Annotated in this window: 19 protein-coding genes; 2 read left to right on the plus strand and 17 right to left on the minus strand. The window is 61.8% G+C overall.

Annotated features, from left to right (window positions below):
- Nucleotides 1-66: 66 nt before the first annotated feature.
- From K328_RS0110040 to K328_RS0110115, 16 genes are all read right to left on the minus strand, one after another.
- Nucleotides 67-1,449, minus strand: a complete 1,383-nt coding sequence (locus tag K328_RS0110040) for an FAD-dependent oxidoreductase (protein WP_028465874.1) — start codon at nt 1,447-1,449, stop codon at nt 67-69.
- The gene (locus K328_RS0110045; protein WP_028465875.1) at nt 1,446-2,054 is read right to left on the minus strand and encodes a cysteine hydrolase family protein; all 609 of its coding nucleotides are present in this window, start codon (nt 2,052-2,054) and stop codon (nt 1,446-1,448) included. Before K328_RS0110045 ends, K328_RS0110040 begins: the two co-directional genes overlap by 4 nt.
- Complete coding sequence (locus K328_RS0110050; RefSeq protein ID WP_036553307.1) at nt 2,054-4,123, minus strand: hydantoinase/oxoprolinase family protein; 2,070 nt, start codon at nt 4,121-4,123, stop codon at nt 2,054-2,056. The genes K328_RS0110045 and K328_RS0110050 overlap by 1 nt, the downstream gene beginning before the upstream one ends.
- The gene (locus tag K328_RS0110055; protein ID WP_028465877.1) at nt 4,120-5,856 is read right to left on the minus strand and encodes a hydantoinase B/oxoprolinase family protein; all 1,737 of its coding nucleotides are present in this window, start codon (nt 5,854-5,856) and stop codon (nt 4,120-4,122) included. The genes K328_RS0110050 and K328_RS0110055 overlap by 4 nt, the downstream gene beginning before the upstream one ends.
- Nucleotides 5,856-6,734, minus strand: coding sequence for an isocitrate lyase/PEP mutase family protein (locus tag K328_RS0110060; RefSeq protein ID WP_028465878.1), 879 nt, complete (start codon nt 6,732-6,734; stop codon nt 5,856-5,858). Before K328_RS0110060 ends, K328_RS0110055 begins: the two co-directional genes overlap by 1 nt.
- Nucleotides 6,731-7,219: a LeuD/DmdB family oxidoreductase small subunit gene (locus K328_RS0110065; protein ID WP_028465879.1), complete on the minus strand. Its 489-nt coding sequence runs from the start codon at nt 7,217-7,219 to the stop codon at nt 6,731-6,733. Before K328_RS0110065 ends, K328_RS0110060 begins: the two co-directional genes overlap by 4 nt.
- A complete protein-coding gene (locus K328_RS0110070) occupies nt 7,216-8,493 on the minus strand; it encodes a 3-isopropylmalate dehydratase large subunit (protein WP_028465880.1) in 1,278 nt (425 codons plus the stop codon). Before K328_RS0110070 ends, K328_RS0110065 begins: the two co-directional genes overlap by 4 nt.
- Nucleotides 8,494-8,495: 2 nt before the next feature.
- Nucleotides 8,496-9,197, minus strand: coding sequence for an ABC transporter ATP-binding protein (locus K328_RS0110075; protein ID WP_028465881.1), 702 nt, complete (start codon nt 9,195-9,197; stop codon nt 8,496-8,498).
- Nucleotides 9,190-9,936: an ABC transporter ATP-binding protein gene (locus K328_RS0110080; protein WP_028465882.1), complete on the minus strand. Its 747-nt coding sequence runs from the start codon at nt 9,934-9,936 to the stop codon at nt 9,190-9,192. Before K328_RS0110080 ends, K328_RS0110075 begins: the two co-directional genes overlap by 8 nt.
- Nucleotides 9,929-10,975 (minus strand): branched-chain amino acid ABC transporter permease, encoded by a 1,047-nt coding sequence (locus tag K328_RS0110085; protein ID WP_205620606.1) that lies wholly within the window; start codon nt 10,973-10,975, stop codon nt 9,929-9,931. The genes K328_RS0110080 and K328_RS0110085 overlap by 8 nt, the downstream gene beginning before the upstream one ends.
- Nucleotides 10,972-11,871 (minus strand): branched-chain amino acid ABC transporter permease, encoded by a 900-nt coding sequence (locus K328_RS0110090; protein ID WP_051284706.1) that lies wholly within the window; start codon nt 11,869-11,871, stop codon nt 10,972-10,974. The genes K328_RS0110085 and K328_RS0110090 overlap by 4 nt, the downstream gene beginning before the upstream one ends.
- 79 nt (nt 11,872-11,950) lie before the next feature.
- Nucleotides 11,951-13,192, minus strand: a complete 1,242-nt coding sequence (locus K328_RS0110095; RefSeq protein WP_036553309.1) for an ABC transporter substrate-binding protein — start codon at nt 13,190-13,192, stop codon at nt 11,951-11,953.
- Between the two features lie 39 nt (nt 13,193-13,231).
- A complete protein-coding gene (locus tag K328_RS0110100; protein WP_051284707.1) occupies nt 13,232-14,053 on the minus strand; it encodes a GntR family transcriptional regulator in 822 nt (273 codons plus the stop codon).
- Nucleotides 14,054-14,399: 346 nt separating this feature from the next.
- The gene (locus K328_RS0110105; protein WP_028465887.1) at nt 14,400-16,061 is read right to left on the minus strand and encodes a M48 family metallopeptidase; all 1,662 of its coding nucleotides are present in this window, start codon (nt 16,059-16,061) and stop codon (nt 14,400-14,402) included.
- Nucleotides 16,061-16,471 carry a hypothetical protein gene (locus tag K328_RS0110110; protein ID WP_028465888.1) on the minus strand — a complete coding sequence of 137 codons (411 nt, stop codon included), beginning with the start codon at nt 16,469-16,471 and terminating at the stop codon, nt 16,061-16,063. The genes K328_RS0110105 and K328_RS0110110 overlap by 1 nt, the downstream gene beginning before the upstream one ends.
- A gap of 42 nt (nt 16,472-16,513) precedes the next feature.
- A complete protein-coding gene (locus K328_RS0110115; protein WP_028465889.1) occupies nt 16,514-18,172 on the minus strand; it encodes a CHASE2 domain-containing protein in 1,659 nt (552 codons plus the stop codon).
- 357 nt (nt 18,173-18,529) lie between these two features.
- Here K328_RS0110115 and K328_RS0110120 point away from each other — a divergent pair, with 357 nt between their 5' ends.
- Both K328_RS0110120 and K328_RS23360 read left to right on the plus strand, forming a co-directional pair.
- Nucleotides 18,530-19,750, plus strand: a complete 1,221-nt coding sequence (locus tag K328_RS0110120) for an aminopeptidase P family protein (protein ID WP_028465890.1) — start codon at nt 18,530-18,532, stop codon at nt 19,748-19,750.
- Between the two features lie 128 nt (nt 19,751-19,878).
- Nucleotides 19,879-21,159 carry an MFS transporter gene (locus tag K328_RS23360; protein WP_084608195.1) on the plus strand — a complete coding sequence of 427 codons (1,281 nt, stop codon included), beginning with the start codon at nt 19,879-19,881 and terminating at the stop codon, nt 21,157-21,159.
- Between the two features lie 18 nt (nt 21,160-21,177).
- On the opposite strand, the gene K328_RS0110130 is transcribed toward K328_RS23360, so the two are convergent.
- Entirely contained in the window at nt 21,178-21,792 is a 615-nt protein-coding gene (locus tag K328_RS0110130; protein ID WP_028465891.1) for a LysE family translocator, read from the minus strand.
- Between the last annotated feature and the right edge of the window lie 12 nt (nt 21,793-21,804).

A 21,804-nucleotide genomic window follows, 5' to 3' on the forward strand; every position in this document is an offset into this window, starting at 1 on the left:
CACGGGCACGAACGTACCGCCCCATTCAGGCATGTCAATGTTGGCTTCGGCGGAATGAACGCGCGCCTACCTCATAGAAACAGAGGCTTCTCCCGCGATCCGGCCCAGCGCAATCGCGGTCAGCAGGCCATTGCCGGAGAGATAGCCCGAAATGTCCGGCCCGGAGACGCCGACGGCAGCGCCGCCTGCGGCGAACAGGTTCGGAAAGGGACTGCCGTCGTCACGCAACACACGAGCCTCACCGTCGATGGCGAGGCCGCCCTGGGTGTGGAACAGCGCGCCCGTAACACGGACGGCAAAGAACGGATCCTCCAGACCAGGCGTCTTGCCAAGATCCCGGCCAAACCGGTCAACCTCATCCGTGTGGGTTGCGGCAATGGCAGCGTCCAGATTGTCAAACGGCACGCCGATATGCTCGGCCAATTCCTCGACGCTGTCGCATTGCCTGACCGCACCGGCATTGACCGCGTCCTTGTAGTCGGGAAATTCCAGCCCGAGCGCGTGCAGCCGGGCGTCATAGATATCGAAGGCCACGCCATCCGGCTGCTTCAGCACGTCGACGGCCTGTTCGCTATAGCCCTGATGCTCATTGGCAAACCGATCGCCGTTCTTGTTGACCTGGATGCCGCCTTCCATCATCAGCGCCCAGGTGATCAGGATCCGGTGCGGCATGGCAAGGGAGCCGTGGCCCTGACAGGCCGTCAGATCGCGCACCTCGGCACCAAGCGCCTCGCCCCACAACACCGCGTCACCGGTATTGCCGGCATGGCCGTGATACTCCGCCTCGGCCATGGCGGGGATGTTCGCCGCCACCATCTCCGGGTTTCCGCCATAGCCGTTGCAGGCCAGGATCAGGCTGTCGCAGCCGATCAGCTCATTTGTGCCATCGGGCCGAGTTACCTTGACACCGGAGATCAGACCGTCCTCATCGGCGAACAGTGTCGTCACCCTGGCATCGGTCATCACCGGGATACCCGCCGCCATCACCGCCTGCAAAAGCCGGGTCAGCAGGGCTTCACCGGTACGCTCCGGCACGGCATGCATGCGGTGCCGGCTGTGCCCGGGATAGAGAAAACCTTCCAGCACCTCGAACGGGATGCCGTGCTCGTCCTCCAGCCATTCCAGCGCCGGGCCGATGGCCTCGGTCACCTCCGCCGCTACCGTGGGATCGGAGCGGTCATGCGACTTGCGTTGAATGTCTTCCAGAAACAGGCCGGGGTCGTCGTCGATCCCCTGTTCCTGCTGCCAGCGCGTTGCCGCTGCCGGGATGAAGCCTGACGACATGGAGGTGGAGCCGAACGGGCTCTCGTCCCGCTCCAGCACAAGCACCTCACCGCCCGCATCCTGTGCCGCCAGCGCCGCCGTCAACCCGCAAGCCCCGGCGCCGATGACGATGGTCTGGACCCAGGCGGGAAACTCGACATCTTCCGGAGAGGCAATTCCGATCATGGCTTCAGCCGCTCGATCACGCTCGTGCAGGTGTCGATTTCAGCAACACTTTTCAGCGCGGCGATGTTGGTTTCGTGCACTTCCGGAGAGAAGGCCGCGCAGCCGTCGGACAGCACGGTGACATGGAAATCCCGGACATGGGCATCGCGCACGGTCGAAGCGACGCCGCCGTTCGTGACGATGCCGCCGACAATCAGATGCTCGATCCCGGCCCGGTTCAGCACCCATTCAAGGCGGCTCATATAGAAGGCGGAGAAAGCCACCTTCTCAACCTTGATATCGGCGGGCGCCAGCCCCTCGATCAGGTCCTGACCGAAACTGCCAGGCTCGAAATCGCCCTTCCGCAGGAACGGCCGGAGTTGCTTGAGATGCGGCGAGATGAAGGGCTCGCCCTCCTTGCCCGGAACCAGCGTGAAATGGGTTGAGACAATCCAGCCGCCGACCTCGCGCATTCTGTCCGCCACCGGTTTCAATGTCTCCGGCAGAGCCGCGATCTCGGCCGCCCCGGCACCGCCGCGCGCATAGGCCCCAGCCGGATGCAGGAAATCGTTCTGCATGTCGACCAGCAGCAACGCCGTCGTCTTCGGATCGAATTCCCCGCTCATCAGGCTTTCCTCGCAATGACGAAATTGCCGTAGCTGTCGACCGTGCCCGTGAGGTCCGGGTCGACCAGGATGGTGGTATCCGCCTGCTCCAGCACAGCCGGGCCCGGCACTTCCGCACCGACCGGCAGGGAGAGACGATCATAGACCGGGCTGTCCCACCATTTGCCGTCGAACCAGATCTGCCGTGCCCCGGTGCGGGAGGCATCAACCGAGCCGCCTTCGGACGGCGCCAGCAGTGCCAGATCGAATTTCGGGCGCGTGCCGATCACGGCGACCCGCAAGTTCATCACCCTTATGCCGATACCGTCCAGTAAGCTGCCGAAGGTGGCCTTGTAAGCCGCCTCGAACGCCGCCTTGATCTTCACCGTATCGAGTACCGACCGGCTGCCATTCATCGCGTCGGGAACCGGCACGGAAACCGTATGGGTCTGGCCGAGATAGAGCATGTCGAACTCGACCAGACGCTCGATGCCCTCGAAGGCGACATTGGCACCGTCCAGCAGGCCTTCGGCCTCGATCACGATTTCCTCAACCGCCTTGTTCAGGGCCGAGAGATCGAGCATGTCCAGCATGGTGTTTAGGGTCTGCACCCGGTCATGCCGCATGTCGGCGATGACACAGCCGAGCGCACTGGTCACACCCGGATAGCGGGGGACAAGCGCACGGGCGAGGCCGACTTCCTTGATCAGCGCGCCGGTATGCAACGAGCCGCCGCCACCGAACGGCATGGCGGTGAAGGTCTTCGGATCGTGCCCGCGCTCAATGGAAACCAGGCGGATGGCGCCTGCCATCTTGGCATTGGCGACCCGGACGATGGCTTCCGCTGCCTCCATCACCTCGATGCCGAGAGGCTCGGCAACATGCAGGCGAATGGCCTCTTTCGATGCCTCCACATCCAGCCGGTCCAGCTTGCCGCCAATCGGGCGCTCCGCATTGATCCGGCCCATGACCACGTTCGCGTCGGTCACGGTCGGGCGCGTATTGCCCAGCCCGTAGCAGACCGGCCCCGGATCGGAGCCCGCGCTTTCCGGGCCGACCTGCAGCAATCCGCCCCGGTCGACCGAGGCGATGGAGCCGCCGCCCGCACCAATGGTGGTGATCTCGATCATCGGGGTCCGGACGACCATGCCGAAATCGATGGAGGTCTGGGCGCTCAGCGCGCTCTGCCCGTCGGCGACGAGGGAGACGTCGAAACTGGTGCCGCCCATGTCACAGGTGATGATGTTCGGCTCACCCGCCGCTTCCGCGATATAGGCCCCGGCGATGACACCGGCGGCCGGGCCGGAAAGCGCCGTGCGCACCGGCAACTCCCGCGCGACCTTGGCCGACATGACGCCGCCATTCGACTGCACGATCAGCACCTGGCCGCCAAAGCCGCCATCCCGCAGACCGTCTTCCAGCCGCTCAAGGTAGTTGCCCACCGGAGGCTGGAGGTAGGCGTTGAGGGAGGCGGTCGAGCCGCGCTCGAATTCGCGAATTTCCGGCAGGATCACGCTGGAGGCGGTGATATGCGGGTTCGGCCAGACCTCACGGACGGCTTCCAGAGCCACCTTCTCGTTAGTGTCGTTGGCGTAGGAATTGACGAAGAAGACGCAGACGGACTCGGCGCCGCGTTCTAGCAAGGTCTGTGCAGCCTGCTTCACCGCGTCAGGATCTACGGCGGTATGCACGGAGCCGTCCGCCAGCACCCGCTCATCCACCTCAAGGCGCAGGTCGCGCGGCACGACAGGATCAAAACTGCCCCAAAGCCCCCAGGTCTGCGGCCGGTCGCGGCGGCGCATTTCCAGCACGTCACGGAAACCGGTCGTGGTGATGACACCGGTGCGGGCGCCATTGCGTTCGAGCAGCGCGTTGGTACCGACCGTGGTGCCATGCACGATGGTGCCAATGGCGCCCAGCTCCACACCGCCTTCGCCGATGCCGCCGCGAATGCCGACCGACTGGTCCGGCTTGGTCGAGGGGACCTTGGCAACGCCACAGGTTCCGGCCGCTTCATCAAGGAAGAAAAGGTCGGTGAAAGTGCCGCCGACATCGACTCCGACGACGGTCTTCCGGCTCAGATCATTCATTGCGCAGACTCCGCGCGCAGGACTTCAGTAGCCGCTGTGTCGACGGATCCGTCGGCGGCGATAATTGTGCGATAGGTCTTGGCAGCCGCATCGGCGCTGACATAGCCGAGCCGGACATCCTCCGCGACAGCGTCAGGCGCGCGCTCCAGCACGTCGCCGTAGCCGCCGCCGCCCGGCGTCTCCAGCCGGACTTTCTGGCCCTGCGCCAGCTTGATGCCGACCATCTTGGAGGCCATTGGCGGCGTGTGGGTGCCATCCACCTGCTCGTAAGTGAATTTGTTCAGGGCGGCGTCGCCGCCACCGACCACACCATGCGGCGCGAACCGGCCGCGCTCACCGAACAGGAAGACATCCGCCTTCTCTTCCAGCAGCTCGATCTCGTAGATCGCCCCGAGGCCGCCGCGATGCCGCCCGGCGCCGCCGCTATCAGGCCGCAACGCCCATTGGGTGAAGCGGACCGGATAGGCAGCTTCCAGGATTTCCATCGGCGGGATGGTCGCCGTCGAGATCGGCGCGTTGCCGTGGTTCAGCCCGTCGCCTTCCGGATTGCCGCCATGGCCGCCACCGAAGAAGGAGAACATCACCCAGCGCTGGCCGTTCTTGCGGTGCCCCGCCAGCGACAGCGCGTTGATGGTGCCATAGGCGCAGCCGTTCACCATCTCCGGCGCCGCGTCGCTGAGGGCAACGAACACGGTGTCGATGATGCGCAGGATGGTCTCAGTATAGCCGCCGACGGGCTTCGGCGCCTTGACGCTCAGGAGGCTGTCGTCCGGAATGACGAAGGTGATCGGCTCCAGCACGCCCGCATTGGCCGGCACGTCCTTGAAGACATGTTTCAGCGCCACGTAGCAGGAGGCAATGGCGGTCGAGCGGGAGATGTTCACCGGGCCGGCGCAGGCCGGCGAGGTGCGGGAGAAGTCGAGTGTCATGGCCTCACCCTCGATGACGATATCGAGCGCGATGCGCAGCGGCTCGTCGACGATCCCGTCATTGTCGAGGAAATCGTCCGCCGAATAGCGCCCGTCCGGCATGTCCGCGATCAGGCTGCGCATCAGCTGCCCGGCCCTGTCCCGCAGCTCGGTCATGGCGCCCGCGACAGTGTCCGCGCCATATTCGCCGAGCAGTGCGCCCAACCGGTCGTTGCCGAGGCGCAGCGCGTTGATTTGGCCGTTCAGATCTCCGTAGAGGCTGCCCGGCAGGCGGGAATTGGCCTGCATGATATCGATCACGTCCTGCCGCAGCTCTCCCTTGGAGAACAGCTTCACCGGCGGGATCATCATGCCTTCCTGGAAGCTCTCGGTCGCGACCGGGTTGTAGTTCCCCGGCACGTTGCCGCCGACATCGTGCCAGTGACCGACCGAAGCGAGGAAGCAGAACAGTTTGCCGTCCCGGTAAAAGGGCTGCACCAGCTTGAAGTCGGACAGGTGGGTGCCGCCTTCATAGGGATCGTTGAAGATGAAGACATCGCCTTCGCTGATCCCGCCCGTCGCGCCGAACTTGTCGATCACGGCCTTCACCGCGAAGGACATGGCGCCGACGAAGATCGGCAGGCCGGACTTGCCCTGCACCAGCGTCTCGCCGGTCTCGGCATGATACAGCCCGTGCGAGGCGTCGTGCGCCTCGGCGATGATCGGGTTGAAGGCGCTGCGGAACAGGGTCGCGTCCATCTCGTCCGCGATCTGTTCGAGCCGTCCCTTGAGGACCGCGAGGGTGACCGGATCGAGAGCCGCCATCACGCGCCCTCCCCGTCATATTTTTTACCGGCTTCGAGAATGCCGGGCGTGCCGAGCAGATCGTTGAGCTGCTTGAAATCAAGCATCCGGTCCTGGAAAGGCTTGGTGCTGCCGTTGGCATGCAGGCTCTGGAAATAGTCGGTGATCGTCACGGCGAGCGCCCGCATCAGGCCGCCCGGGAAAATCACGATATCAAACCCTGCAGCCTGCAGCTCCTCGGCGGACTTGGCAGGCGTCTTGCCGCCTTCGACCATGTTCGCCAGCAGCGGAATGTCCGCGCCGAAACGCGAAATCACTTCGGCGATCTCGGCCTCGTCGCGCGGCGCCTCGACGAACAGCACGTCGGCGCCGGCTTCCTTGTAGGCCGCAGCCCGTTCCAGCGCTGCCTCGAAGCCCTCGACGCCGATGGCGTCGGTGCGGGCGATGATCTGGGTCGCCTCGTCCCGCCGGGCATCGACGGCGGCGCGGATCTTGCCCGCCATTTCCGACTTGGAGACCAGCGCCTTGCCGTCCAGATGACCGCAGCGCTTCGGCATCGCCTGATCCTCGATCTGGATCCCGGCGGCACCGGAGCGCTCCAGCAAGCGGACGGTACGCTGCACGTTCAGCGCATTGCCGAACCCGGTATCCGCATCGACAATCAGTGGCAGGTCGACCCGCTCGGAGATATGCGAGACCACGTCCGCCACTTCCTCAAGCCCGAACAGGCCGATATCCGGGCGGCCGAGACGGGTATAGGCGATCGAGGCGCCGGAGACATAGAGCGCCTCGAAGCCCGCATTGGTCGCCGCCATGGCGCTAAAGGCGTCGAACACGCCGGGCGCCACAAGGATCTCGGGCTGTTTCAGCCGCTGTTTCAGGACGCTTGAAGGCGTCATGAGTGTTTCTCCAGTTTCTGCTCGAGATAGGGAACGAGCCCGCCAGCCGCGACAATGCGACGGAGATGCTCGGGAACGGGTTCGGCGGCGATCTGCGCGCCAGTTGTTGTGTTGGTGATGGTGCCGCTGGCCGGATCGAGGTCAAGCTCGTGCCCGGCCTGGATATCCGCCCCTGCGTCGGCGACCAGCGCCAGCAGGCCGAGATTGAAGGCGTTACGGTAGAAGATCCCGCCGAAGCTCTTGGCGATAACCGCCTTCACACCGAGCAGAACCAGCACTTCCGCCGCCTGCTCCCGGCTGGAGCCGATACCGAAATTGCGGCCCGCGACGATGACGTCGCCCGGCTGAACGTTGGGCGCGAACTCAAGATCGATGGCTTCAAGGCAATGTTTCGCCAGCTCCTCCACCGGGCCTTTCATGTAGGCGCCGGGGGCAAGCAAGTCGGTATCGACATTGTCGCCGTATTTCCAAGCCTTACCGCTCATGACTTGTTCTCCGCCAGGAAGGGGCGCGGGTCAGCGACACGGCCAAGGACGGCGGTCGCGGCAACGGTATAGGGCGAGCCGAGATAGACTTTCGAGGAGCGCGCGCCCATCCGGCCTTTGAAGTTCCGCGCGGTGGAGGCCATGCAGGTCTCGCCCTCGGCCAGCACACCGGCGCCATACCCGGCACAGGCACCGCAGCCGGACGGCATCAGGATGGCGCCGGCTTCCGTCAATTTCGCCAGCGTGCCGTCGGCGGCAGCTGCTGCCGTGACCCGTGTCGAGGCAGGCGCCAGAAGGAGGCGCGTCCCGCTCGCGACCTTGCGGCCGCCAAGCACTTCCGCCGCCATGTGCAAATCTTCCAGCTTCGCGCCGGTACAGGCGCCGATATAGCACTGGTCGACCGGCGCATCGTCGGCATCCTCGACCGGGCCGGAATTGGCCGGGCTGTCCGGTGCGGCGATCTGCGGGCCAAGCGCGCTGGCGTCGAATTTGTGAACCATGCGGTAAGCCGCATCCTCGTCCCCGGCGAAGGCAGTACCCTCGTCCGGATTGGCGCCGGCCACGCGGATGTAATCCGCCGTCGTTCCGTCCGCCGCAATCAGTCCGGCCTGGGCACCGAGTTCGGCCGCCATGTTCGACATGGTCATCCGCTCGGTCATGGACAGACCGGCAATCGTGCTGCCGGTATATTCCACCGCCTGATAATCGCCGCCATCCATGCCGAGCGTGGCACAGAGCTTCAGCATCATGTCCTTCGCGGAGGAGCCGCGCGGCAACGTACCACTCCAGTCGATGCGGATGGTCTCCGGCACCCGGATCCAGGTCTCCCCGGTCACCAGCACGCCCGCCATGTCCGTCGCCCCGACGCCAAACATGTAACAACCGAAGGCGCCGCCGGTCGGCGAGTGGCTGTCGCCGCCGACCACGAACATGCCCGGCTTCAGATGGCCGCGCTCCGGCAGAACCACATGGCAGATGCCCTGCTGGTCGTAGAAACCCTCGATCTCCTGATCCTTCACCCAGTCCCGGGTCAGTTTCAGGATCGCGGCGCTCTGCTGGTCCACCGCCGGGACAAAATGGTCGGAGATCACGACCACTTTCTTCGCGTCCCAGACCTTCACGCCGAGGCGCTCCAGCACCGGTTTCACCCGTCGCGGCCCGCCGCTGTCATGGATCATGGCGAGATCGACATTGCAGGTGACGATTTCACCAGCCCGGACACTTTCCTGCCCGGCCGCCTTCGCGATGATCTTTTCCGCCAGTGTCATGCTCATGACTACATCCCCAAATAGGAGCGGCGCAGCTCCTCGTCATGCATCAGATCCTGCGCCGGTCCCTCAACCGTGATCAGACCGTTCTCCATGACATAGGCCCGGTCTGCGACCTCCAGCGACTGGACGACGTTTTGTTCGACCAGGAAAATCGCCAGCCCTTCGGCGCGCAGCTTTTGGATCAGAGCGAACATCTCCTCCACCAGCAACGGCGACAGGCCCAGCGACGGCTCATCGAGGATCAGCAGGCGCGGCTCAGCCATCAGGCCGCGGCCGATGGCCAGCATCTGCTGCTCACCGCCAGACAGCGTGCCGGCATATTGATCGAACCGTTCTTTCAGGCGCGGGAAGATTTCGACCACCCGGTCGATGTTCCGGGCCCGGTTCGGCGTGGCCCGGCGGTAGGAGCCGAGCTCGAGGTTTTCCCGCACAGACATGTTCGGAAATACCCGGCGGCCTTCCGGCACCTGGATCAGGCCGCGATCGACGATCTCTTCCGAACGGACACCGGCAATCTCGGCGCCGTCGAACCGGATGCTGCCGGCGAACGGCTTGTAGATGCCCGAGATATTGTTGTTCAGCGTCGACTTGCCCGCCCCGTTGCTGCCGAGCAAGGCGACAAGCTCGCCCTCGCCGACCTTCAGCGAGACACCGTGCAGCACTTTCGCATGACCGTACCCGGCCTTGACCTCCACGATCTCAAGCATCGGCACCTCCCGCGGACTTCATCCGCTCGCTCGCCCCGTGTCCGAGATAGGCTTCGACCACCTTCGGATCGTGCGCGATCTCGACCGGGCTGCCCTCGGCAATGATCTCGCCATAGTTCAGCACATAGGCCCTGTCGGAGAGTTTCATCACGGCCTGCATGACATGTTCGATAAGAAGGATGGTGACGCCGCTGTCCCGGATCTGCTGGATGATCTCGACGATCTCCAGGATTTCCGTGGCATTAAGCCCGGCCATGACCTCGTCCAGCAGCAGCAGCTTCGGCTGTGTCGCCAGTGCCCGGGCAAGCTCGATCCGCTTGCGGCCGGCAACGGTCAGGTCACCCGCCGACTGGTCCAGCAGAGGCGTGAGCCCGACATGCGCGGCGATCTTGCCGGCAAATTCGAGCGCCTCTTCCCGCCCGGCGATCCTTGTATGCGCGCCGACGGCGATATTCTCCCGCACGCTGAGCCCGGCGAACGGCTTCACCACCTGGAAGGTGCGGACCATGCCGCGCCTACAAATCTCGTGCGGCTTGTGTCCGGTGATGTCCTGTCCGTCGAGCACGACACTACCCTCATTCGGCTTCAGGAAGCCTGCGATGGTGGCGAACAGCGTGGTCTTGCCAGCACCGTTCGGGCCAATCAGGGAGACGATCTCCCCCTCGTTGACGGTCAGGCTGGCGCCATTGACGGCGACAAGGCCGCCGAAGCGTTTGGTCAGGGACGAAACGTCAAGCATTGCCGCCTCCCCGCTTCGTTATGAGTTTCCGCCAGAGCAATTCCACAAGACCGACCAGCCCGCGCGGCATATAGGCCAGCATCAGCACAAGGATGATCCCGAACAGGATCAGGTCGACCCCCGGCCGGTCCCCCAGCATGGCGCCAATGGTCTCCTTGGCGAACTCGCCGACAATATGAATGAAGGCCGAGCCGAGCAGCGGGCCAAGCACGGTGCCGACACCGCCGATGATGGCGGCGAACAATGCCTCCACCGACTTGCCCGGCCCGTAGGCGATGCCCGGATCGACGAACAGGAATTTCTGCACGTAATAGATCCCGGCGAGCGACGTGACACCGGCCGAAAGGCAGATCGCACTCATCTTCACCCGGAAAGGATCGATACCGAGAGCGGACGCAGCATCCTCGTCCTCGCGCACGGCCTGAAGCTGCGCGCCAAAACGGGAGTGGTTCAACCAGCCGGTGACGGCGAAGCCAATCAGCAGGAAGATCAGGATGGTATAGTAATATCCGGCTTCCGACAGGAACGGCCCGGCGAAGGTGAACTGAAAGGTCGCCAGCGCCTGCTCCGGGTCCTGGTTCAGCGGAAGCTGCACGCCGCGCCCGCCCTCTGTCACCGAAACGAGCGATCGGGACAGCACGTGGAACGCCTCGGCGAAGGCCAGCGTCACCAGCGCGAAGTAGGAACCGCGCAAACCGTAGCGGAAGCTGAGAAAACCAACGAAAGCAGCGACCGCGACCGAGCCGCCGATGGCGATCCAGAGGGTCAGCCACGGGCTCCAGCCGAGCTTGTATTGCAGCAGCGCCTGCAGATAGGCCGCCGTGCCGAAGAACAGCGCGTGGCCGAAGGAATACTGCCCGCCATAACCGCCGAGAATATTCCAGCCCTGGCCAAGCAGCGCGGCGAAAAGGGTCAGCTCGATGAATTCCATCCAGCGGCCGGAATGGATCGCAAAGGGCGCCGCAAGCAAGGCACCAATCAGAACGGCCCAGCCGATCCGCTGCATGTTTCCGGTACTCATGGTGGTCAACATACTCATAGTCTTTGCCCGAAGAGGCCGGTCGGCCGGAACAGCAGGATCAGGATGAAGATCGCCGAAATGGTGATCAGCCCGAGGCTTTCGCCGAGATAGAGCCGGCCGATCTGCTCCGTCACGCCGATCACAAGACCGCCGACCAGAGCGCCCACGAAGCTGCCCATGCCGCCAAGCACGACGACGGTGAAAGCAATCAGCACGAAGAGATACCCGACCTGCGGAAACACGGCGTAGGTCGGCGCCAGCAGACTGGCGGCGGCGGCAACGCATGCCGTGCCGATGCCGAAGCTGACGGCGAAGATATGCTCGACATTGATGCCCATCAGACGGGCGCCCTGCCGCTCCTTGGCGACCGCTCGGATGGCCTTGCCGGTGTCGGTGAAGCGCATGAAGCACCAGAGCGCTGCCGTGATCAGCAGAGAGCCAACAAGCGCGGCGATCTGCGGCCAGACGATATAAACGACGCCGAGGTCGATACCGTCGAAATCATAAGGCACCTGGACGTTCCGCTCATTTGCCGAGAAGGCGAACAGGGCGAAATTCTCCAGCACGATGGAAACACCGAGCGTGGTCAGCAGAATGATCTCGTCCCGGCCATGACTGGTCCGGCCGATCACGCTGCGCTGCAAGGCGTAGCCGAAGAGATACCCTCCCGGCACGACGATCAGCATGGCGAGATAGGGATCGACCCCGAACACGCTCCAGAGGAAGAAAACCGCATACATGGCCAGCATCAGAAGCGTGCCATGGGCGAAATTGATGATGTGCAGGACGCCGTAGATCAGCGTCAGTCCGAGCGCGACCAGAGCATAGATCGCGCCGAGGAAAACACCGCTGATGGCGGAGCCGAAGACCGTCTCCAGAGAATAGGACGGCAGGCTGATACCGAGAAAATCCATGAAATACTATCGCGTTCGGGCCGCGTGGAACGATGGGGGCGGAGCACCCGCCCCCATTGCAGTTTGTCAGAGCCGGTAGTTAGGCCGGGCGCGGGAACACCGCGGCCTTGGTCGCGAATTCTTTCGGTGCGACGACTTCGATATCCTTGTTCAGGACCTGCATGACCATGGCCTGAGCGCCTTCGTTCTGGCCGTTGACCATCTTGGTCGCACCATACGGCATGAAGTGATCGGACCAGGTGCTGGAAGCCATCGCCTCGATGATCTTGGCGCGATCGGAGGAGCCGGCACGCTCCATGGCGTCGGCCGCGAACATCATCGCTTCGTAAGCCAGGAAGACTTCGTAGGAGAAGGACTTGCCCGCATCTTCGGTCTTCTTGCGCAGGGCCTGAGCCGCTGCTTTCCGCGGATCGAACCAGTGATTGCAGTCCATCACGTAATCGGCCGCATCCGGGAACTCGTTCACGAAGCGGTACTGGGAAGAGGCGCCACCGAGCACGGAATAGATCGCCTTCGGCTGCACCCGCTGACGCTGCAGGGTGCGCAGGAACAGCACACCATCGCCATAATAGTGCGACGGGATGACCAGGTCCGGGTTCGCTTCCTTGATCTTCAGCGCGATATTGTTGAAGTCCTTGTTGCCGGTCGGGTGCGGCAGAACTTCCTTCACCTCGAACCCGGCCGGGGTCAGGTTCTTTTCCAAGAGGCCGGCCATGAAGCTACCGAACGGCGTGGTGTTTTCATGCACGATGACAACCGATTTGGTCGGCTTGCCGGCAGCCTCGTTAATGGCGATCAGATGATCGACACCAGACTTGGTGATGCTGCCGAAACCCGGGCCGAAACGGAACGTATTCTCGAGACCGCGGCCGACGATCTTGTCGTTCACCCCGACATCGACGACATGCGGGATGCCGTATTTCGCAGCAGCCTGTGTGGTGGCCAGGCAGATCCCCGAAGCATAAGCACCGACGATTGCGGAAACGCCGGCCTCGTTGAATTTCTCGACCTCGGCCGCACCGATTTCGGCTTTCGACTGGGCATCGCCCAGAACAGCTTCAAGCTTCGCACCGCCGAGCGCCTTGATACCGCCCGACGCGTTGATTTCCTCGATCGCGGCCAGCGCACCGAAACGGCACTGGGTGCCGGAGAATTGCAGGAAGCCGGTCACCGGATGCACGACACCGACCTTCACCGCGTCTGCGGCCCGGGCGACATGCGGCATGCCGAGCGTTCCGGCAGCTGCAACGGCGCCGCCCGCGGCAACACCGGCCAGCACCTGGCGGCGCGAGAGATGATTAAACGTATAAGACTTTTTCATAGCCATTCCCCTGTTTGACAGCTCGTCTGGTTTATCGGTTCATTCAGCTGCGGTCGTTGCCGCATCCTGGCTTGGCGTCCAGGTATTGTGCGTCTCGCCCTGAACCCGCGAGAGCACCATCCGGTACTGGTATTGATCCGGGCGATAGAGAGCGGTGATGTACTCGACCGGACGCCCGTCCCGGTCGCGCACGATGCGATTGATCTTCAGCAGGGCCGACCCGGCCTCTATCCCGAGATACCCGGCAACCTCGGCATCAGCGAGTGTGGCGGAGATCATCTGGCTGGCGGCGTCCACCTGAATGCCGCCGCGCTCGAGCAGCGACAGCAACGGCTTGTTCGCCAGATCCTCGGCGCCATACCGGCGGCCGATTTCGGCGGGAACGAAAGTGGTGAGAAAGGAAAAGGGCTGGCCCTCGACACTGCGCACCCGGACCGAGCGCTGCACTTCCTGTCCGATCGGACAGGACAGCGCCGCCGCGACTTCCTCGGCGGCCGGGACATAGCCGAAGGACAGAAGGTTCACTTCCGTCTCCAGCCCCATGGCGATGAGGTTTTCCAGCAGCCCGTCCATCGAGGCCTTGTAAGCCCGCGCCTTCGGCCGATACCGCACCCGTGTCCCTCGCCCGCGCTCCCGGACAACCAGACCTTCGGCAGCCAGCTCGTCCAGCGCCCGCTTCGCGGTGATACGGGAGACATCATAGGTCTCGGCAAGCTCCTGCTCGCCCTGGATCAGCGCGTCATATTCGTGCAGCCCGTCCATGATCTGCTGCCGCAAGATCAGGAAGATCTGGTGGTAGAGCGGCATCCGCAACGCCCCGCTCGCCCCCTGCACTCCGATTCTGATCGGCCGATCCGTCATGAACTCTCCTAAACGCTAAATGATATATTGATATGTGTTTAAGAAACCGTGCAAGCAGAAAATCTCCGGCGGCCATGCAAAGGGATATGCAGATTAGCTGAGAGTTCAGTCAGCCCATCAGATGCCGTGCGTGAATTGGTTTTGAGAGCTTCAGGGCTCAGCCCCCATCAAACAGACATCAGGAAAGTACCCAGATCCCAAACGGGCTCATCCGATGCGGGCAGATCGGAACGGACCTCCCGCCTGAAAAGCCCCGCATTACGCGTCCAAAGTAAAAATGATATGGCCATGCAACCCGGAACAAAGGCAATCGGACGCGACTGCATGCCGGGAGAACCGGATCCGGTCAGTTCGCCAAGCCTATCTCTGTTTTTCCTGGCTTTGTTCCCCGCAAGGCTTCCTTGCAGCTCTGCTCCATGATCCGGTACTCGAAAGCGCAGGTTCTCTCCAGCGCAACAGCATCTGCCCGACGCTTGAGTTTGACGAGCGAGTATATTTTGTGAGGCAGAAACAACGGCAGTTCACCACCGGATTTTTCCTCTGCCAGCTCTATGACAGCGATCGCCTTGCCATTCCGCCCCTGATCCTGATGCAGATTAATCAACTCCTCATAAACCACGGGGGCGACATACTCCGCCTTCATGGCCAACTCCAGGTTCTTCTGCGCCCGGCTGGCGTTGTTCTGCGCCATTCTCGCCTGGAAGAACGCTATCCGGGGATAGGCGTGATACTTGGTCCTCTCGCCAATCGAGGCTGAGGCAAGCTTAATGGCCGCAGCCACTCGCCCTTCACGCAATGCCTTGCGTGACTCCGAAGCCGCGTCATACCGCTTCAGAAGATCGTTGAGCGGATGGGCGGAATCCCTTTCCCACGGTGTCGAAATCACGTTGCTCGTATCGAAATTCGGGTAGAACTTGTTCAGATATTCATCCCGCGCATCGAGACGTTCGCTAACGCTGTAATGGTCGTTCGATATCTCCGAGATCATCTTGCCGAATCCTTCTGCGATACCGGCAAAAAACGGGTTGGATTCGACCTGCTGCTCGCTCAGTCCAATCAAGGACACACTCTTCAGACCGAGCGCCGAAGAGGCCTCATCGCGCGACAGCTGTAACTCGGCTTCATGTTCTTCAAGAATTGTAAAGACATCGTCAGAGTCGTAAGGGTCGTATCCAGCACCGACGGCTAGATCGAAACCAAGTTTATCCGCTTCGTCCTCCTGCTCCCGGCCCCACGCGGAAAAGAAAAGTTTGTCCGAAACGTCGAAGGCAATCGACCCGATGAGCTCGGCCTTCCGTAATTTTTCGGACGCCTGACCGAGGTTCGCCTTGCCTTCAAGCGGGGTCCCTTTCATCTGGGAAAGGTTTCGCAAAGTCTGGACCCCGGTCAGCGCCTTGTGCTGAGAGTCTACAAACCAGTCGCTACTGTGGTGCTTGAGCAGAAAATGGGACACCTCATGCGCCAGAACAAAAGCGACACTGGCTTCCGTCTTGAGGGTGCCAATCAAATTCAGATTAACGAAGATGCCGCCGTCGGGTGTCGCATTCGCGGACGGCGTCAGATCCCCGTGCAGATAGACCTGCGTCCCAAAATCGGGAATATCGTTCGCCTTCAGGATCTCACGCAAGAGCCGGTTGAGATATTCCTCTGTATAAGGCTCCGAAATCAGGCCAACACCGCGCGCCATCTGCAAACGAACAGAGACCGCCCTCTTGTCGACCAGTTCCGCGTAGCCGTTCACGGGCGGTTTGAAACTCTCGAGTTCAGTCTCGTTCGAAGAAAAGATCGTGGAGAAAAAACTGGACGAGTTGCCTCCCGAGGAAGAGGAGGATGTCTCTCCGTCCAGCGCCGGCGAGCCGACTTCCGAGGGATCGTTGTCAAGCTCACCGGCAAAGACAAACTGCGTCGCGGAAACCGAAAGCAAACAAGTGACCAAACCGGAAACCAGGATGGCGGCACCACGCCGGAACATTTCCGGGCGACGGCCGTCATTCCTGCGCGCCCCCATCACTTTTTCGCTCCCAGGCCACGATTGGCTCCAACGCCTTGCGAGCCAAGACTATCTGGCCCTGCGACCAAACTGAGCTTAACCTTGAGCTCGTCTTTTCGCCCCCAGAGCGCCTTACTCACATCACCATCGTAGCTGACCTGAAGAACACCTGACTTCACCTGATGAAGACAAAGGGGGGCTTTGCGCCAGCCACGGGCATCGGACCGGGTAACTGCCGCGGCTTTCTGGGTCAGCCCCTCGTCCGCGTACAAATTGATTTCGGCGCCTCTAATGCCATTTACCTCACCGGAACAGCCACCGGCCGTCACGACTTCCGGAACAAACACTCCCGCCCCGAGAATTACGGCACTTAAAACCGGACCGATCTGCCCGAACAGTCTGCGCTCTGTAAAAAAAGTTTTTGCCATAGCCTCTCACTCCCCCATGAAGCGTGAAATATCCTTACCCAACTACCTCCGCATCCACTCCCAAACACCCGCCACACACAAAGTCAGTCGGGTGGTCAGCAACACCCATGGCGGGCTCAGGGCAATCATGCCGACAACACTGTAGGCCCAAGCGCCAGGCGGGGCGCGAAACCCCAAAAGAATTCCCAAGGCAAAAACAACCGGAACAAACGAAACCAAGAAAGCGATCGCCACCTTTCGGATGTAGGTCAGGTCATTTTCTCTTCTCAGTATTTCGAGGCCCGATACCTTTCCCCTGTCGCCATCTGAATTGCCTCTCCCCCCCTGCTCTCGGATGACATATTCAATTGCAAGCGAGTAGAGAGCCGCCATTACAAAAAGGACTGAATACTGGACCAGTTGCGACAAAGTGATCCGTTCAAAGATCAGTTTGTCATAAACGTAATGGTCTTTGAACCTGATTAAATTTTCAACCGCCGAAGCATGTATCATTATGCCGGGAACTTCGGTTGAATTTGGCGTATTGCGCGCGTCTCCAGAAGCAGACTGTCCGGATCCGATCAGAACGATGCGCCCTTCGATCAGGTCGAGCGGCTCAATCGCATCACCGCCGCATACCCTTTCACCCTCAAGGAGATAATGAGCTGGCACCAGTGGCGGTCCGGCGGCCCGCCGTTGCAGGATAGACGGGTCAAACAAGATCGCTGGGATCCAGGTAAAAAAACCGGTTGAGTTATCAGCTTCGCCCAAACAGGGGTCGCAGTTCGCAGATCCATTGCGGCAAATGCCGAATTCCTGACGCGTGACCAGATGCTCGCCACGATCCCAGTAAAGAAACATTGGTTCCGGTCGTCCGGAGAAATCTGCCTCACCTCGATATCCCGAGGCATCGTACAGCAGCGGCGCGATCGTATAGCCGGCCCCCTCGCGTCTGGTGATCGAGAAATCCGCAGGCGGCTCCGCACAACCGGAACTCTGACTGTATAATATGCGTCTGTGATCAGGCGTTTGAGCCTCGTTTCCATATTCAACCGCAAGACAATAGGCACGCACGACCGGATCGCTCATGACGGATGCAGGCGCGAAACCAAGTATTCCTGACGGGTCTTTCTCGCGAATGGACTTGATCTTGTCCCGGAAATCGAGAAAGGCCGGTTCATCGGCCGTGGAAGGATCAGATGCAAAGAACAAAGGAATTCCTTCATCATGCACAAACTGAATCGCATCGATAAGTAACGGAAATGACGGATCGTTCTTGCGCTTAGTCAGAAAAACGAAGTCGACGAAAATGGCCTTTGCGCCAAGTGAAGCGACCTCATAAAGCAGTTCGGCATGCGCTTCGTAGGAAATGGGCCAAGCAGAGTCTGAATATCCCTGTTCCGTGGCGTAATTCATCGATTTATCGGTCCAGAGGACAACAGTTGCCCCCTGCGGCCTGTCGTAAGGACGCTCCGCCTTGTTACCCCGCAGATACTCGACGACCGCCTGTTTCGTTGCGTCCGGCTCGCGTCCCGGATCGAGAAAACCGGTTCGCCCGAACCGGCCCCACATCGCGAAATCGTGGACCGCATCGTTCATCGCATCTTGTGCGCCGAACAGGTTTGTGAGGCTGAAGAGCAGGCTGAATCCGAGCACCGCTGAAATACGGTACAGGTGCCGGGCCCAACTCTTCCCCAGACTGCGGTCGAGAAAAGCAAGCATCCGGTTGCCCCAACGGTTTTTCTTTCCGCCGCCCCTTTACGGTAAGTTGATTAACCCTAACATTTTTCGCTTAAGAAAAAAGAGTTTTCCCCGGAAATCCACGCTGTCTTTCGATCGCACTCCAGCCAGACTTTTCGGTATCAACATCGGTACCCAGCGGCCCGGAACGGGCCATGTGCAGCCTATTGACGCATACTGATCTCCGCCTCTAATCTCCGCCCAGCATGTGCGGCGATGGCGTCGCCGCGAACGTGGTTCACGCATGCGGCCTCCGGGAGACATCGGGGGTGATCCAGCATCCTGCACGCCCGGATGGATTACCGGGCGCGCCCCGCGTCCTTCGGACAGGAGATCAGGATGCTGACCCCACAACAACGGCCCACGCATTTCACCCGGCATAACGGGAACAAGGCGCCGCTACCCTTCTCGACAGCGGAGTATGAGCGCCGGCTCAGTGAATTACGCGCGGTCATGGCCGAGCTTGACCTGCCTGCCGTGCTGTTCACCTCGATGCACAACATCGCCTATTATTCAGGCTTCCTTTATTGCAGCTTCGGACGGCCGTTCGGCTGTGTCGTCACCAAGGATGCCTGCACCACCGTCTCGGCGAATATCGACGGCGGGCAGCCTTGGCGTCGCAGCGTAGCCGACAACGTCATCTATACGGACTGGCAGCGGGATAATTTCTGGCGTGCGGTCCGCGAGTTGATCGGCACATCGGACCGGGTCGGCATCGAGGGCGATCACCTGACCCTGCAGGCACGCAGCGCTCTGGAAGACGTCACCGGCATCAGGCAGATCGTCGATATTGCACCCGCTGCCATGCGCAAGCGGATGGTAAAGTCGGCGGAGGAAATCTCCCTGATCCGGGAGGGTGCCCGCATCGCCGATATCGGCGGGGCCGCGATCAGGGACGCGATCCGTGCCGGCACACGGGAAATCGACGTCGCCATGGCTGGACGGGACGCGATGGAGCTGGCCATCGCCGAGGCTTTTCCCGACAGCGAGATGCGCGACACATGGGTCTGGTTTCAGGCCGGGCTCAACACCGACGGCGCGCACAATCCGGTCACCATGCGTAAACTCGAAGCGGGTGATCTGCTGAGCCTCAACACTTTCCCGATGATCTCCGGCTATTACACTGCCCTCGAACGGACCCTGACGTTGGGGGAGCCGGACACGGAAACGCTCCGTCTCTGGGAGGCCAACGTAGCCGCGCATGAGCTCGGTATCTCACTGATCAAGCCCGGTGCCCGCTGCGACGAGATCTGCGCCGAGATCAACAGGTTCTTCCATCAGGAAGGCCTGCTCGATTACCGCTCCTTCGGCTACGGCCACTCCTTCGGCGTGCTCTCGCACTACTACGGGCGCGAGGCCGGACTGGAATTGCGCGAGGACATCGAAACGGTGCTGGAGCCGGGCATGGTGGTCTCCATGGAGCCGATGCTCTGGGTGCCGGAAGGTACACCGGGTGCCGGCGGATACCGCGAGCACGACATCCTGGTGATCGGAGCGGACGGTGCGGAAAACATCACCGGTTTCCCCTACGGCCCGGCACATAACGTGATAGCGGTCTGAGCCGACATTGAACAACGATCTCCGGAGCCTCTGCCCGCAGGGCTCCGGAGTTGATCTTCGTGGCACCCCCGAAAGGCAATACGCCGTACCTTGAGTTGCCCTCGCCTCCCGCTTATAGTCCCGCCCCGATGGCATCCATATCCCCTTTCTTTCCGCTGCTTCTCAGCGTCGCGATACTCCTTATGGGCAACGGCCTGCAGGGCACCCTGCTGCCTGTGCGCGCCGGTATGGAGGCGTTCGGCTCGTTCGAGATCGGTATACTGGGCTCAGCCTATTTCTGCGGCTTCATGGCCGGGTGCATTTACGGCCCACGGGTGATCCGCATCGTCGGCCATATCCGCACCTTTGCAGGCATGGTCGCCGTCGCCTCTTCCGTCGTGCTGATCCACGCGCTGGTGCTTGAACCTGTCGTCTGGTGGCTGCTGCGGGCAACGACCGGCTTCTGTTTCGCCGCGCTCTACATGGTGATTGAAAGCTGGCTGAACGAGAAATCGACGAACGAGACACGGGGACTCGTCTTTTCCGTCTACACGATCATCAACCTGACCGTGATCACCGCTGGTCAGATGTTGCTGATAACGGCAGATCCCGCGAGTTTCCCGCTTTTCGCCTTCGCCTCGATCCTGGTGTCCATCGCCGCCGTTCCGATCGCGCTGACCCGGATAGAACAGCCGGCACCCCTCGATATCGTCCAGTTGCGGCTGAAACGGCTGTTCAAGATTTCTCCGGTCGGCGTTGTCGGATGTGTCGCGGTCGGCCTCGCCAACGGCTCCTTCTGGTCTCTCGCCCCGGTTTACGCCCTCACCTCACTTGGTGAGGCATCGGTATCCAATGTTGCGGTTTTCATGAGCATCGTGGTCATCGCGGGAGCCGTGGGCCAATGGCCGATCGGTCGCCTGTCCGACCGGATGGACCGGCGCCTGGTGATCATTGGCGCTTGTCTCGGTGCGGCGGCATCCGGCCTCTGCATGGTCTTGTTCGCAAATGTGGTGCCGTATGGCCTCTATATCTTTGGCTTCGCTTTCGGGGTCTTCGCTTTCCCCATTTATTCGCTCAGCGTCGCTCACCTGAACGACTTCATCACCGAGCCGTCCGACTATGTCGAGGCTGCCAGTGGACTGTTGCTGGTGTTCGCCGTCGGAGCCATTGCCGGGCCGCTGACCGCATCGGCACTGATCGATCTGGTCGGCATCAAATACCTGTTCGCCTACACGGCAGCCATCCACATCCTTGCCGCCGGTTTTTGCGCCTACCGCATAAGCGTTCGGAACCCGGCCCCCACGGAAGAACATATTCCCTTCAGCGATGCCGTGGTGCTTTCGCAGACGCTCTCCACCGTGGACCCGTTACCACCCGCCGACGAAGACGCGGAAACTGCAGACGGCGGGAACGACAAACCCGTCAGCTAATTCCCGACCCTTTCGGCGTTATTGCCGGACCGCAATGGCGACCGCAGCCCCGCCCATAACCGTTGCGCTGGTCCGGTTCGCGATCCGCACTGCACGCGGGCTGCGCATAAGGGTCCGCGCACCCGCCGCCATGACCACGTAGCTGAGGTCGATCGCGGCCAGCACGAAGACCAGCGTGAGCGCAATCGAGGTCCAGTCGACAAAGGAAACAGAGCCGAGATCGATCAGGGTCGGCAGCAGGGCGAGATAGAACAGCATGATCTTCGGATTGCCGAGGGTGACCGACATGCCGGAGAAGAACATCTTCATGCCGCTGCGCGGCTCCGGCATACGCTCGCCGCCCGTATCCACCGGCGCCGTCCACATTTTCCAGGCCAGAAAGGCGAGATACCCGACCCCGAGCCACTTGATGACAAGGAAGGCCGTATGAAAGGCCTCTGCGACTGCGGCCAGACCGACAATCGCCATGGTCAGCCAGACAAGCTCGCCCAGCCACATCGCCACCAGGAACGGCATCACCGCACGCCAGCCCCGGGCCAGCACCTGCGCCACCAGCGCAGCCAGACTCGGTCCGGGCGACCCAGCGGCAAGCGCGAGAGCCACGGCGAAAACCAGTAGCGACGAAATATCCATGATCCGATTCCT

It is taken from the genome of Nisaea denitrificans DSM 18348, assembly GCF_000426505.1.
GTDB lineage: Bacteria > Pseudomonadota > Alphaproteobacteria > Thalassobaculales > Thalassobaculaceae > Nisaea > Nisaea denitrificans.

Coding starts and splice junctions, on each gene's coding strand:
- K328_RS0110050 (WP_036553307.1), bottom strand. CDS start 4,123: ATGAATGATCTGAGCCGGAAGACCGTCGTCGGAGTCGATGTCGGCGGC.
- K328_RS0110095 (WP_036553309.1), bottom strand. CDS start 13,192: ATGAAAAAGTCTTATACGTTTAATCATCTCTCGCGCCGCCAGGTGCTG.
- K328_RS0110130 (WP_028465891.1), bottom strand. CDS start 21,792: ATGGATATTTCGTCGCTACTGGTTTTCGCCGTGGCTCTCGCGCTTGCC.
- K328_RS0110075 (WP_028465881.1), bottom strand. CDS start 9,197: ATGCTTGAGATCGTGGAGGTCAAGGCCGGGTACGGTCATGCGAAAGTG.
- K328_RS0110080 (WP_028465882.1), bottom strand. CDS start 9,936: ATGCTTGACGTTTCGTCCCTGACCAAACGCTTCGGCGGCCTTGTCGCC.
- K328_RS0110110 (WP_028465888.1), bottom strand. CDS start 16,471: ATGGCAAAAACTTTTTTTACAGAGCGCAGACTGTTCGGGCAGATCGGT.
- K328_RS0110070 (WP_028465880.1), bottom strand. CDS start 8,493: ATGAGCATGACACTGGCGGAAAAGATCATCGCGAAGGCGGCCGGGCAG.
- K328_RS0110055 (WP_028465877.1), bottom strand. CDS start 5,856: ATGGCGGCTCTCGATCCGGTCACCCTCGCGGTCCTCAAGGGACGGCTC.
- K328_RS0110105 (WP_028465887.1), bottom strand. CDS start 16,061: ATGGGGGCGCGCAGGAATGACGGCCGTCGCCCGGAAATGTTCCGGCGT.
- K328_RS0110085 (WP_205620606.1), bottom strand. CDS start 10,975: ATGAGTATGTTGACCACCATGAGTACCGGAAACATGCAGCGGATCGGC.
- K328_RS0110045 (WP_028465875.1), bottom strand. CDS start 2,054: ATGAGCGGGGAATTCGATCCGAAGACGACGGCGTTGCTGCTGGTCGAC.
- K328_RS0110065 (WP_028465879.1), bottom strand. CDS start 7,219: ATGAGCGGTAAGGCTTGGAAATACGGCGACAATGTCGATACCGACTTG.
- K328_RS0110100 (WP_051284707.1), bottom strand. CDS start 14,053: ATGACGGATCGGCCGATCAGAATCGGAGTGCAGGGGGCGAGCGGGGCG.
- K328_RS0110040 (WP_028465874.1), bottom strand. CDS start 1,449: ATGATCGGAATTGCCTCTCCGGAAGATGTCGAGTTTCCCGCCTGGGTC.
- K328_RS0110060 (WP_028465878.1), bottom strand. CDS start 6,734: ATGACGCCTTCAAGCGTCCTGAAACAGCGGCTGAAACAGCCCGAGATC.
- K328_RS0110090 (WP_051284706.1), bottom strand. CDS start 11,871: ATGGATTTTCTCGGTATCAGCCTGCCGTCCTATTCTCTGGAGACGGTC.
- K328_RS0110120 (WP_028465890.1), top strand. CDS start 18,530: ATGCTGACCCCACAACAACGGCCCACGCATTTCACCCGGCATAACGGG.
- K328_RS0110115 (WP_028465889.1), bottom strand. CDS start 18,172: ATGCTTGCTTTTCTCGACCGCAGTCTGGGGAAGAGTTGGGCCCGGCAC.
- K328_RS23360 (WP_084608195.1), top strand. CDS start 19,879: ATGGCATCCATATCCCCTTTCTTTCCGCTGCTTCTCAGCGTCGCGATA.